Annotated in this window: 11 protein-coding genes; 5 read left to right on the top strand and 6 right to left on the bottom strand. The window is 69.1% G+C overall.

Annotated elements, in window-relative coordinates:
- Nucleotides 1-594 precede the first annotated feature (594 nt).
- From WH85_RS49655 to WH85_RS44665, 4 genes are all read right to left on the bottom strand, one after another.
- Nucleotides 595-858: a hypothetical protein gene (locus WH85_RS49655; protein WP_245674369.1), complete on the bottom strand. Its 264-nt coding sequence runs from the start codon at nt 856-858 to the stop codon at nt 595-597.
- A 12-nt stretch (nt 859-870) separates the two neighbouring features.
- On the bottom strand, nt 871-1,665 hold the full coding sequence (gene istB, locus WH85_RS44655) for an IS21-like element helper ATPase IstB (protein ID WP_045748290.1): 795 nt from the start codon (nt 1,663-1,665) through the stop codon (nt 871-873).
- Nucleotides 1,662-1,844: a hypothetical protein gene (locus WH85_RS44660; RefSeq protein WP_245674370.1), complete on the bottom strand. Its 183-nt coding sequence runs from the start codon at nt 1,842-1,844 to the stop codon at nt 1,662-1,664. The genes istB and WH85_RS44660 overlap by 4 nt, the downstream gene beginning before the upstream one ends.
- Before the next feature lie 65 nt (nt 1,845-1,909).
- Nucleotides 1,910-2,395: a hypothetical protein gene (locus WH85_RS44665; protein ID WP_157411613.1), complete on the bottom strand. Its 486-nt coding sequence runs from the start codon at nt 2,393-2,395 to the stop codon at nt 1,910-1,912.
- 346 nt (nt 2,396-2,741) lie between these two features.
- Between WH85_RS44665 and WH85_RS44670 the strand changes: the two genes are divergently transcribed.
- On the top strand, nt 2,742-3,173 hold the full coding sequence (locus WH85_RS44670) for a GNAT family N-acetyltransferase (RefSeq protein ID WP_045748292.1): 432 nt from the start codon (nt 2,742-2,744) through the stop codon (nt 3,171-3,173).
- 1,022 nt (nt 3,174-4,195) lie between these two features.
- Here WH85_RS44670 and WH85_RS44675 read toward each other — a convergent pair.
- Nucleotides 4,196-5,056, bottom strand: coding sequence for an FAD binding domain-containing protein (locus tag WH85_RS44675; RefSeq protein ID WP_245674371.1), 861 nt, complete (start codon nt 5,054-5,056; stop codon nt 4,196-4,198).
- A 420-nt stretch (nt 5,057-5,476) separates the two neighbouring features.
- On the opposite strand from WH85_RS44675, the gene WH85_RS44680 reads away from it, so the two are divergent.
- On the top strand, nt 5,477-6,142 hold the full coding sequence (locus WH85_RS44680) for a DUF6807 family protein (RefSeq protein ID WP_169792575.1): 666 nt from the start codon (nt 5,477-5,479) through the stop codon (nt 6,140-6,142).
- Nucleotides 6,143-6,179: 37 nt separating this feature from the next.
- Here WH85_RS44680 and WH85_RS44685 read toward each other — a convergent pair whose 3' ends face one another.
- Nucleotides 6,180-6,944, bottom strand: coding sequence for a glycosyltransferase family 8 protein (locus WH85_RS44685; protein ID WP_045748295.1), 765 nt, complete (start codon nt 6,942-6,944; stop codon nt 6,180-6,182).
- Nucleotides 6,945-7,080: 136 nt separating this feature from the next.
- Here WH85_RS44685 and WH85_RS44690 point away from each other — a divergent pair, with 136 nt between their 5' ends.
- The 3 genes from WH85_RS44690 (at nt 7,081) to WH85_RS44700 (ending at nt 11,022) form a co-directional block, all read left to right on the top strand.
- A complete protein-coding gene (locus WH85_RS44690; RefSeq protein ID WP_052721271.1) occupies nt 7,081-8,655 on the top strand; it encodes a DUF885 domain-containing protein in 1,575 nt (524 codons plus the stop codon).
- A gap of 148 nt (nt 8,656-8,803) precedes the next feature.
- A complete protein-coding gene (locus WH85_RS44695) occupies nt 8,804-10,375 on the top strand; it encodes a pectate lyase family protein (RefSeq protein WP_045748297.1) in 1,572 nt (523 codons plus the stop codon).
- A gap of 194 nt (nt 10,376-10,569) precedes the next feature.
- Complete coding sequence (locus tag WH85_RS44700) at nt 10,570-11,022, top strand: ester cyclase (RefSeq protein WP_045748298.1); 453 nt, start codon at nt 10,570-10,572, stop codon at nt 11,020-11,022.
- Nucleotides 11,023-11,480 lie beyond the last annotated feature (458 nt).

The raw sequence follows: 11,480 nt of genomic DNA on the forward strand, positions 1-11,480 counted from the left end.
AACTGAATCCGGTCCCGCTCACGAATCAAGTCACGCGACTGCGTCACCAGCTCGTCGTACCGCTGCTGGGATACCTGCCCGATCGTCGCCACCATCGTTTCACCACCCGGGCGCCCGCAGCGCGGCGAAGAGAGTCCGCCGTCAGCAACTACGGTCGATACCAGTCTGGCTGAACCGCAGGTCAGCAAGGTCGCAGTCCCCCTCCAGCGGTCACCCGTCCGCCTGACCCGATGTGAGGGACCGTGCCCGCCAGGCCCTCGTGCGGCACCGCGGGGTACAGAACACCGCAGCCGGCGGCCGATCCAGACCAGCCACCCACTCGGCCCCGCACTGCGGGCACCTCGCCCGCTGGTCCACCCAGGCAGCGACGATCCGAGCCCGGCTCCGCCGCACCGTCCGCCAGTGCCGGGCCCGGCACGCCGACGAGCAAAACACCATCGACCTCCGGGCAGCTACCGGCAAGCGTTCACCACAGACTGGGCACCGCCGCGGCGATGGCTTCTCGGGCGTGCTGGTCGGCTGCGTGATTATGTCGGCGACAACCGGAGCCGTTTCTATGCGAGTTTCAGAGCCAGCTCGGGCTGGGCGCTGTGATCAATGTCGGTGAGTTTGAGCGCCACCTTCGCGCGTGTCGGACGTCTGCCGGAGACGTGGTCCGCCGGGTTCGGCCGAATGTTCCAGGCGTTGACGGGTGAGTGCGAGCATGTCGATCAGCCAGCCGGGCCCGCCGGTGATGTTCCTGGCTTGCAGTAGGTCGTCGAGGTCATGGTGGACAGCGGGACCAGCACTGGCGAAGAAGTCTTCGCAGATCCCGAGGAGTAGCGGCAGCAGGTCATCGTGGGTTTCGTCAGGGTCCATTAGTCGGCCGATTCAGACTTGCGTGCGAGTCGCGTCTTCGGCGCGGGCTCGGGTCTGGGCGAGGCGGTAGGAGTCGGTGCCGGTCTCGATGATGTTGCCGCCGAACGTGATTCGGTCGACGATCGCGGCGCAGAGCCGCGGATCGGTGAAGGTCTTGGACCAGCCGGAGAACGACTCGTTGGAGGCGATCGCGACGGACGCCTTCTCCTCGCGTTCGGTCAACACCTGGAAGAGCAGCTCAGCGCCGCGTTTGTCGAGTTCCATGTAGCCGAGTTCGTCGATGCAGAGCAAGTCGACGCGGCCGTAGCGGGCGATAGTCTTGGCGAGCATTTTCTCGTCGGCGGCTTCGACGAGCTCGTTGACGAGCTTGGTCGCGAGGACGTAACGGACGCGGAAGCCGGCCATCGCGGCTTCGGTGCCCAAGGCAATGAGCAGGTGTGACTTGCCGGTGCCGGAGTCGCCGATCAGGCAGAGGGGCAGCCCTTTCTTCACCCAGTCGCAGGCGGCAAGGGTGTGAACAACAGCGGGGTCGACGTTCGGGTTGGCGTCGAAGTCGAAGGTGCGCAGGTTCTTGTCTCGCGGGAACGCGGCGGCCTTGATCCGGCGTTCGGAACGACGCCGGGCCCGGTCGTCGCACTCGGCCATCAGCAGTTCGGCGAGGAAGCCGCGGTAGGTCATCTGGTCGCGGGCGGCGGCTTCGGCCAGTTCACCGAACTGCGAGCGGATGGTGGGCAGTCGCAGCAGCCGGCAGGCGGAGTCGACGGCGGCGTCAGCGGCTTGTTCGGTGAGTCCTCGGTGTCGTGTCATGACCCGGTCCCTTCGACGGTGCGGCGATGGCGCAGGAGCTGGTCGTAGGCGGTGACCGTGGGCAGTGGCCGCCGGTCGGGTGGTAGTTGCGCCAGCCGCCGCTCGGTCAGTGACACCACGTTGCCGGCCGGGTGCCGCATCGTCGGGCCGCCCCCGGTGGCGCCGAAACCGACTGACATCGAATGCACCCGATCGAGGTGGCGCTCGAAGTCAGCAATAGACCCGAGGTCAGACCGCCACTGAGCTATGCATTGTCGAGGGTCTGGCGGAGCGTGAAAGGCGGCGCGGTGTCATCCATCGGCTCCACGCTGCCGCCGGGCTCGGCCGCATAGGCATGGCCATCCTGCACGTAGAAGTTCAGCCAGGGGTGCAGCGCCAGCCCCTCACGCGCCTGACCGATCCACCCCTGCGTCAGCGACCACCGCGCCAGCCAGGGCGGCACCACCGACATCAGCTCGTACATGGCGTCGTCGAGGACGAACGTCCGCACGAACAACCCGAACGAGCCGGGCCGGTTCGAGTACGGCTGCTGAGCCATCAACGACCGCACGCTCCCGCCCGGGAGAGCATCGTCCGGCTCCGTGACCAGGCACGGCCAGTCAATCTCCAGCTCAGCGTCTTCAGGCAGTTGATCAGCCAGACCGAGGTGGAAGCGGAGCTCATCCAAAAATGATGGAGGCACATCCGGCCGCAGACGCAGCGAAAGTGTCCACTCGTAATGCAAGCTCACCGGCTTCCACCCGCTCACCGCTCGGCTTGATCCACTGGCGTGTATCGCCAATGTAGCTCCTGGGGACGTCCGAGCCCTTCACGGGCTGAAGCCCTCGAAGCTCTCTGTCGCCGGCCCCACCGGAGTGGCGCTGAAACTGGGCGACACGAACTCGACCGTTACCGGGGTGGCGCTAGACAACAGCAACATCCGGCGCTCGAACTGACCGACAGAGCCAGCTGCGGGACCAGCGACAACCAGCCCCGAGCAGCGCGCTTCACACCGCTCATTCCCCGAGCGTAGGGTCGACCTCAACTTGATCTTGAAGTAGAGAGACAGGCTCTGAAGGTCGGACTACGATCTGGTCATGACATCTCCCGCGGTGGCCGACGGTTACCGGCTCGTCGACGGGCCGCCGCCCGTCGACGACTACCTGGTGATCCGGGAACGGTCCGGCCTGAGCCCGCGGCGTCGCGACCAGGCCGAGGCTGCGGTCAGCGGGTCCTGGGCGGCGAAACACGTCGTCGAGGAGAGCAGCGGGACCCCGGTGGCGATGGGGCGTGTCCTGGGCGACGGCGGGTGGTACTTCCACATCGTCGACATGGCCACCCTCCCCGAACACCAGCGCCGGGGCCTCGGTGCGGCGGTGATGGCCGCACTGCTCGCCGACATCCGCAGCAGCGCACCTCCGGGCGCCTACGTCAACCTGCTCGCGGACCCGCCGGGCCGAGCGTTGTACCTGGCCCACGGCTTCACCGACACCGCCCCCTACTCGATCGGCATGGCAAGACTCGTCTGAGTGGCGCTTCTCGACCCTGTCACCCAAAGGCGTCTCGCAGCGTCACCCGGAGACGTCTCGCAGCGTCACCCGGAGACGTCTCGCAGCGTCATCCGGAGACGTCTCGCAGCGTCATCCGGAGGTGTCTCTCGGATCACCCGGAGACGTCTCTCAGCGCGACTCCTCGGCGGCGCCTCTCAACGCTGGTGCCAGGAGGATGACGATCGTCAGGGCGGACTACTCGCAGCCGACTGGATCCCCGCATTGCAAGGAAGCCGGGCAGGCAGCACGGAAGCCGAACGCGGCAGAGGGAGCCGGACCGACAGCGAGGGTAACCGGGCGCAGCAGAGGGAGCTGGACAGACGGCGAGGGGACCGGACACAGCAGAGGAAGCCGAACCACGGCAAGGAGTCAGACGGACCGGCCCTGCGGCGCATGGTCCGGCGGAACCCAGCTGTCCGCACGCGGAGTCGACCGGGCTCGACGGTCGGAGCGTGGAGCCGACGCGGCCCAGCCTGGATCAGGCCGGCTCGGTGGCGAGAGACCTTCGCCGGGCGGGACCGACACCGCCCGCGCTTTGTCAGGAGAAACCGCAGCGACCCGGTCCTCGGCGGGCCGACCAGCTCCGACGTGACCACCGCCGGACGGAACCGAACGCTCACAGCTCCCGGCAGACGGATCCAGTCGGACATGACCGTCGACGGGTGAAGCCGGACGGGCCGACCCGGGTGAGCCCGGTGCCGGGTCGGCCGCGGGCGGAGCAGCTGCCGGGTCGGCCGACCCGGGTGAGACCGCTGCCGGACCGGCCGACCCGGGCGGGGCCGCGGGCAGACGGCCTGACGGGGCTGTGTGGACCTGAGCTCCGTCGCACTGCACCGTCAGCACGGTGCAGGCGTGCGCCGACTCGCCGTCGATCAGGACCGTGCAGTCGCCGCAGGCGCCGTCGGTGCACGCGGGCTCGCCTCGAATCACCGTGACCAGGGGCGTCGTGAGGCTGACGTCGACGGCGACCGGGATCCGGTCAACGGTCAGGTGCACCCGCATCACGCCTCCTCCCGCGCCTGGGTGAGCGCCCGCCGGGTCATGGCGCGCAGCAGCAGGCGCAGGTGGGGCCGGTCGGCCGCCGGCAGGTGCAGGAACGTCGCGTCCTCCTCGGCGGCCAGGTCCGCGGCCGTCGTGATCGCCCGGTCGCGGAAGGGGCCGCCGATCAGCGCACGTTCGGCGGCCCGTGCGCGGACCGGGCAGGGGCCGGCGTTCACCAGGCCGATCGCCGCGTTCACCACCACGCCGTCGGCGACGGTGACCGCCGCCATCGCCGCGGTTTCGGCGTAGACGGCCCGGGGGCCACGCACCTCGGCGTAGCCGGTGCCGGTCCGGGGTGGCAACGCGTCGAGGTGCAGGCCGGCCAGCAGTTCGTCGGGTCGCCGGACGGTGCTGAACGGGCCGGTGAAGAAGTCGCCGGCCGCCACCGGGCGGATCCCGTCCGGTCCGGCGAGTTCGAGCCGGGCGCCGAGCATCGCCGCCAGCACGGTCCACTCGGCGGCCGGATGCGCATAGGCCAGACTGCCCAGCATCGTGCCCCGCGCCCGGATCGGCGGATGCCCGATGTGCCGGACGATCCGGCGCAGCAGCACACCCAGCCGCCCACCGACCGCCTCCGTCTCGAACGTCCGGTGCCGCACGAGTGGCCCGATCCGCCAGCCGGTGCCGGTCTCGGCGAGCGAGTCGAACGCCGCCACCCGGTTGATGTCGACCAGCCTCGCCGGCTGGTTGGCGCGGCGGGCCAGGTCGAGGACCAGGCTCTGCCCTCCGGCGAGGACGGCCGTGTCGCCGTCGGCCAGGGCGGCGATCGCCTCGTCCGGCTCCTTCACCACGATGTAGTCCTGGACGGTTCGTCCGGCCACGGTCTCCTCCATCCCGACAGGTGTGCGTGGAGGTCTGCCCGGCTCCGGCGAAAAGATGCTCACTCGAACAGGTGATTATTTCGCCGTTCCCCGGTGCCGCGGCGCCGTTCTGCCGCACGCCGGCGTCACCGGATGCGCCCTCCGGCCGCCACCGGACCCACGTCGACCGTAAACCCGTCCCCAGGGGCCGGGTGAAGCCCGCTTCCGTTCGTACCCCGGATGTTTGGTCTTGTCGGGTGTGCGGCGGGGCCCGGAACCGCTTCCGCGTTATGGAGCCGTTATCCACACGTATTTGACGGGGCCGATGCGTCGGCGTTGACTCTGAGCAAACGTGATGGTTCCCGTCTGAATGTGTTCGGTTCGGCCCGGCAGCGAGGGATCGCGCGGGCCGGACCCCTGCGTGAGGAGACCGACCAGATCATGCGAAGCGACACCCTGACCTGGCCGGCCGTGTACGCCGCCACCGACGACCTTCGGGTGCATCACGAGTTCGGCCGCTCCGTGACCGTCCTGTCCGGATCGTCGCCGCTGTTCACCTACACCTACACGTCGGAGCCGGCCCTGCATCCGGTCCGCTCGCTGTCCGGCGACATGATCACGCCGTACGGGGTGCGCTGGACTCCCCCGGCCATCCGCCGGCACCCGAGGCTCCGGCCGTCGACCGGGCGGCGTGCCCTCACCGAACTGTCCACCGGCGGCCGCACGGTGACCGCCGCGCACCGGCTGGACTGGGGCGATCCGGACGGTCGACCGGTGCTCGACGAGTGGCGGGCGCTGACAGCGCGGCTGGCGGACGACGACCGGTGGATCCTGCTGTTCGAGAGCACGCTGACCAACGTGTCCGGCCACTCGTACAGTTTCGACGCCGCCACGAGTGGCCCGCGCCGCCGCCGAGCAGACGCCGGCGTCGAAACCGGAGACTGGGACGGGCCAGGTCTGGTACGCGTCGGAGACGACGTCAACCCGTCGACCGAGATCACCGTCGCCGACGGCCGCACGGTCGCGTTCCGGCACGCGCTGGTCATCGGCCCCGGCACGCCGGACCTCCTGGCTGCCCTGGGCCGGACCGCCCTCGACGAGATCTGAGACGAGGTTCCGGCCCACTCCGCGAACGGAACCGGGGTCAGCTGACCGCCGCCATGGTCGTTTCCGGACGCCAGCCGTGCCACGGCGTCCGGTCCACCGCCGCGGCGAACTCGGCCGTCCAGCGCGGATCGCAGTACCGGGAACCCGGCCGCCCATTACCCGCGAAGTGGAGCACGGCCGCCAACCGGTACGGGCGGAACGTGAAGTAGTTCCACTCGTCGTCGATCCGCCGCCATCGCTGCTGGAAGACCACGTTCAGCCCGTACTGCTCGTGCGTCGACCAGCGACCGGAGGCGATCAGATCCGCGGCGGCCATCGAGCAGTGCTGCACCGCCGACCGACCGGCGTCCACCGCCCGCCACGCCTCCAGGTCGATCAGCATGACACCCGCGTCGAAGGTGCCGTCCGCACCCAGCGGGTCGTTGACCGCACCGACCGGGGCGCCCCGCAGGTCGAGGTCCCAGAGTCGGCCGAGATCCGCGCGTACCAGAGTGTCCGCGTCTAAATAGATCACCCGGCGGTCGGTCAGCACCGACGGCAGCAGGCACCGGAAGTAGTGCGGCCGGGCCACCAGGTCGTCCGGGTCGCGCCGCGTCACGTCCTGCCACCGCAGTTCGACCGGTCCGGCCGCCACGGCGACCTGGTCCCGATCCGTCTCGGACACTCCGGTGTGCAGCACGGTCAGCGTCACGGGCCGCCCGGAGCGCTGGGAGCGTCCGAGGCTCTCCACCAGCACCGCCAGGAAGGGCAGATGTCCGCGGTCGACAGCGGTCACGAGCCGAACGTCCCGCTTCTTGAACATATGAGAAATATATCCGCCGAAATTCGCTTAAGCGCTCAAACACCAGATCACGGACCGCCGCCGGGCTGCGCGGTCTCCCGTACCGGACGTCTGCCGTGTCCGCCGCGGGGCGGAGGAGCCACCTACACTCCTGCGGGTGATTGAAGACCTCACCGACCGTTTCCTTCGTGACATGGCTCGCCTCGACCCGTGCACGGCCGTGGTCGAGGCCGGCGAGCAGGAGGTCGACGGGCTCACCGACTACAGCCCGGACGGCCATCAGGCCCGCGCCGACCTCGCCGCCCGCACATTGCGTGACCTGGCGGAACTCCCCACGACCGGCCCGCTGCACGCGCATCTCACCGAGCGGCTGCGCACCCGTGTCGCCTTCCACGAGGCCGGCGAGGATCTGCGGGAGTTGCACGCCGCCGCCACCGGGCCGTTCGCGCTCATCCGTCAGGCCGTCGAGGCGGCGGTGCCCGGCCGCGACACCGGGGGCGCGGCCTTCGAGGACGGCTGGGCCCGGGTCCGCGCGCGCCAGGCCGCTATTCCTTCGGCCCTTGCGGGGTACGCGCAGAGTCTGCTGCTCGCCGCCGACCGCGGTAACCTCCCGACCCGACGCCAGGTCGAGCTGGTGACGCAACGCTGCCGCACCTGGGCCGGCGACGACATCGCGCTGGTCCGACGGTACGGCGACGGCCCACAGCGGGCGTCGCTCGAGGCGGCCGCCGCGGACGCCGCTCACGCGTACCAGAAGATGAGCGGGATCCTGACCGCTGACCTGGCACCGCGGGCGCGCAGCGCGGAGGCTTTCGGGGCGCACCGGTACGGGCTCTGGGTGCGGACGTTCCTCGGCGCCGAACCGGATCTGGACGAGCTGTACGACTGGGGCTGGGACGAGTTCACCGCGATCGAGGCGGATCTGATCGCCGAGGCGAAGGCGCTGGGCGGGACCGTGCCGGAGGTGCTGGACCGGCTGGACGCCCCGGACGCTCCGGGCACGGTGCACGGCCGGGAGGCGTTCGGCGGATGGCTGCAGGAGCTGCTCGAGTCCACGATCGAGCGGCTGGACGGCACCCATTTCGACATTCCGGCGCCGCTGCGGCAGCTCGAGTCGCGGGTGACCACCACGGGCGGCATCGCCTACACCGGGCCGTCGCGTGATCTGACCAGACCCGGCCGGGTCTGGTGGAACCTTCCCGAGGGGCAGACGAGTTTCCCCACCTGGATCGCCTACAGCACGGTCTACCACGAGGGCGTTCCCGGACATCACCTGCAGATCGGCGCCGAGGTGTGCCGGGGCGGGATCGGTCAACGGCTGAACCTGCTCGGCGGGTTGGCGGGCTGCCAGGAGGGCTGGGCGCTGTACGCCGAACGACTGATGGACGAGCTCGGCCTCCTCGACCAGCCGGGGGCCCGCCTGGGTTATCTGTTCATGCAGTTGCTGCGGGCTGCCCGGGTCGTCCTGGACATCGGCCTGCACCGGGGACAGTGGTCGCCCGACGACGCGCTGCGGCTGCTGCGGGACCGCTGCCACCAGGGCGAATATGCGTCTTCGGAGCTGGCGCGTTACCTGGGCCGGCCGGCGCAGGCATTGACCTACAAGGTCGGTGAGCGGGTGTGGCTGGCCGGCCGGTCCGCGTTCCCCGGTGATCGGCGGGCGTTCCACCGGCGGGCGCTGGAGGTGGGCTCGCTGGGTCTGGAACAGTTGGCGAGTTCATTGTCTTCATAAGTTCCGGCTTTCTTGTTACATCCACGAACATCACTCTAACCTGATCCGAGGAAAGCGCTTTCCCGCAGCATCCTTCTGTCGACGCCAGGTCACGACTGCCACCGGATCGGTGCCGGCGGATGCCACGACAAGGACAGGTGAGGCGAACATGAAACGATCGGTCGCACTGCGACTGTCAGCAGGCATCGGCGCGGCCGCCGCAGCGGCCGCCATCACGATCGCCGCGGCCACCCCCCAGCCCGCGCTGGCCGTCGGCACCGCCACCGGCTACGCGTCGGCGAACGGCGGCACCACCGGCGGCGCGGGCGGCACCACCGTCCGGGCCACCACCGGCACCCAGATCCACCAGGCACTGTGCACCCGGGCCAGCAGCAGCACCCCGATCACCATCGAGGTGCAGGGCACGATCAACCACGGCAACACCACCAAGGTCTCCGGCGACAGCTGCAACACCGCCGCCGACAAGATCGAGCTCAAGGAGATCAGCAACGTCACCATCATCGGGGTGGGCACCGGCGCGATCTTCGACCAGCTGGGCATCCACGTCCGCGACTCCAGCAACATCATCATCCAGAACGTGACCGTGCGGAACGTGAAGAAGTCCGGCTCACCGATCTCCAACGGCGGCGACGCGATCGGCATGGAGAGCACGGTCCGCAACGTCTGGGTCGACCACGTGACCCTGGAGGCGTCCGGCGGCGAGGACGAGGGATACGACGGCCTGTTCGACGTCAAGGACAACGTCCAGTACGTCACGCTCTCCTACGCGATCCTGCGCAACTCCGGCCGCGGCGGCCTGATCGGCTCCAGCGAGACCGACACCGCCAACGGCTACATCACGTTCCACCACAACAAATACGAGAACATCGACTCGCGTACGCCGTTGCTGCGCGGCGGCATCGCGCACATCTACAACAACCACTACGTGAGCCTGAACGAGTCGGGCATCAACTCCCGGGCCGGCGGCCGCGCCAAAGTCGACAACAACTACTTCCAGAACTCGAAGGACGTGCTCGGCACGTTCTACACCAGCGAAGCCGGATACTGGCAGGTCAGCGGCAACATCTTCGACAACGTGACCTGGTCGTCGCCGGGCAGCGAGAACAACCCGGCCGGCCCGAACCCGGTGTCGAACACGACGGTCAGCATCCCGTACGCGTACACCCTGGACAACGCCTCCTGCGTCCCGACGGTCGTCGCCCAGACGGCCGGGGCGAACACCGGCCTGAAGACGTCGACGGGCACCTGCGCGACCACCACCTCGTCGCCGTCGACCTCCCCGACCGGGTCCGCCTCCCCCACCGGCTCGGCCTCCCCCACCGGTTCCGCCTCGCCGACACCGACCGCGACCAGCGGTACGAACCTGAGCATCGGTGCCGGATCGGACGGCTCGTCCAAGGCGAGCGGCACCAGCTACGGTGACGTCCGCGACGGCAGCCTGACCACATACTGGTCACCCACCGCGGCGACCGGACAGATCTCCATCAAGTGGTCCACGGCCACCCGCATCTCCCGCGTGGTGATCCGTGAACCGTCCGGCACCAGCGGCACGATCGGCTCCTGGCGCCTGCTGAACACCGACACGGGCGCGGTCCTGGCCACCGGTTCGGGCGCGGGCACGATCAGCTTCACCGCCGCCTCCCTGACCAAGGTCACGTTCGACATCACCAGCTCGTCGTCGACGCCGCGGGTGGCCGAGTTCGAGACCTACGCCTCCTGAGCAACCTTCACCCCTGATACGGCCGTGCGCGATGGCTACCGATTCCCAGCCGTCGCGCACGGCACCCCTCAGGTTCTTGACCATACGGTCAAGAACCTGCTAGTTTTGCTGGGCACGCCGCGCTGCGGAAATGGCGTGAGAATCGACTTTCGCCATCCCTTCCTTCAGCATGCCCAGAATCGAGGAAACTAGAGATGAAAAGCAACGAAGAGATCGTTCGTGAAGCCTACCGACTGGCCGAGGGCGACATCCTCGACAGCGACGGTTTCCGCGCCCTTTTCACCGAGGACGGAACGTTCAACGACATTCCGAATGCGATGACCTTCCGCGGTGACCAGATCCCGCAGGCGCTGACAGGATTGGCCGCCGTCTTCCCCGACATCCACCGCGAGCTGCTCGGGGTGCACGCGATCGGCGACGTGGTCGTGGTCGAGCTCCGCATTCAGGGAACACACCGCGGCGGGTTCCCGACCCCGGTCGGCGAGATCCCGCCGACCGGCAACCGGATCGACGTGCCGACCGCCGACTTCTGGTTCCTCAACGAGGGCAGAATCGAGAGGTTCGACTGCTACAACTCGGCGAACGTGTTGCTCGCCCAGATCGGCGTCACTCCCGACTTCACTGCCGCCATCAAAGCCGCCGTATAGTCATAGATCGCTTCGGGGCTGTCGCACATTCAGCGCATTCCTCCGCATTCGGATATGAGCCGCACAGGCATATCCAACCTCGCCGCAAAAAGCACCCGAACCCGTGACCGTCAAAGGCTGATTGATTTCCGACTCGGCCCCGGCTCAGCTCCGACTCAGCCCCGGCTCAGCCCCGGCTCAGCCCCGGCTCGCCTCACGAGACGCGCCGAGTCTGGGGAAGGACAACGTGGCGCCCCTGCCGACGGTCGACCACCCGGCCTGCCGAAGCCGCAGAGTCCACCCGTGAGCTGTCGACGGCCAAGACTTCGTCCTGACCGTCAGTTCCCGACCAGCTCAGCCGTCGTCCACGGTCCTACCGGGCGGCGGGCGGCGGGCGGCGGGCAGCGGGCAGCGGGCAGCGGGCAGCGGGCAGCGGGCAGCGGGCAGCGGGCAGCGGGCAGCGGGCAGCGGGCAGCGGG

It is taken from the genome of Actinoplanes rectilineatus (assembly GCF_000962825.1).
Classification (GTDB): Bacteria; Actinomycetota; Actinomycetes; order Mycobacteriales; family Micromonosporaceae; genus Actinoplanes; species Actinoplanes rectilineatus.

Excerpts from the sequence above, each read along its gene's own strand:
- WH85_RS49655 (WP_245674369.1), bottom strand. The coding sequence starts at position 858 with ATGGACCCTGACGAAACCCACGATGACCTGCTGCCGCTACTCCTCGGG.
- istB (WP_045748290.1), bottom strand. The coding sequence starts at position 1,665 with ATGACACGACACCGAGGACTCACCGAACAAGCCGCTGACGCCGCCGTC.
- WH85_RS44660 (WP_245674370.1), bottom strand. The coding sequence starts at position 1,844 with ATGTCAGTCGGTTTCGGCGCCACCGGGGGCGGCCCGACGATGCGGCAC.
- WH85_RS44670 (WP_045748292.1), top strand. The coding sequence starts at position 2,742 with ATGACATCTCCCGCGGTGGCCGACGGTTACCGGCTCGTCGACGGGCCG.
- WH85_RS44680 (WP_169792575.1), top strand. The coding sequence starts at position 5,477 with ATGCGAAGCGACACCCTGACCTGGCCGGCCGTGTACGCCGCCACCGAC.
- WH85_RS44685 (WP_045748295.1), bottom strand. The coding sequence starts at position 6,944 with ATGTTCAAGAAGCGGGACGTTCGGCTCGTGACCGCTGTCGACCGCGGA.
- WH85_RS44695 (WP_045748297.1), top strand. The coding sequence starts at position 8,804 with ATGAAACGATCGGTCGCACTGCGACTGTCAGCAGGCATCGGCGCGGCC.
- WH85_RS44700 (WP_045748298.1), top strand. The coding sequence starts at position 10,570 with ATGAAAAGCAACGAAGAGATCGTTCGTGAAGCCTACCGACTGGCCGAG.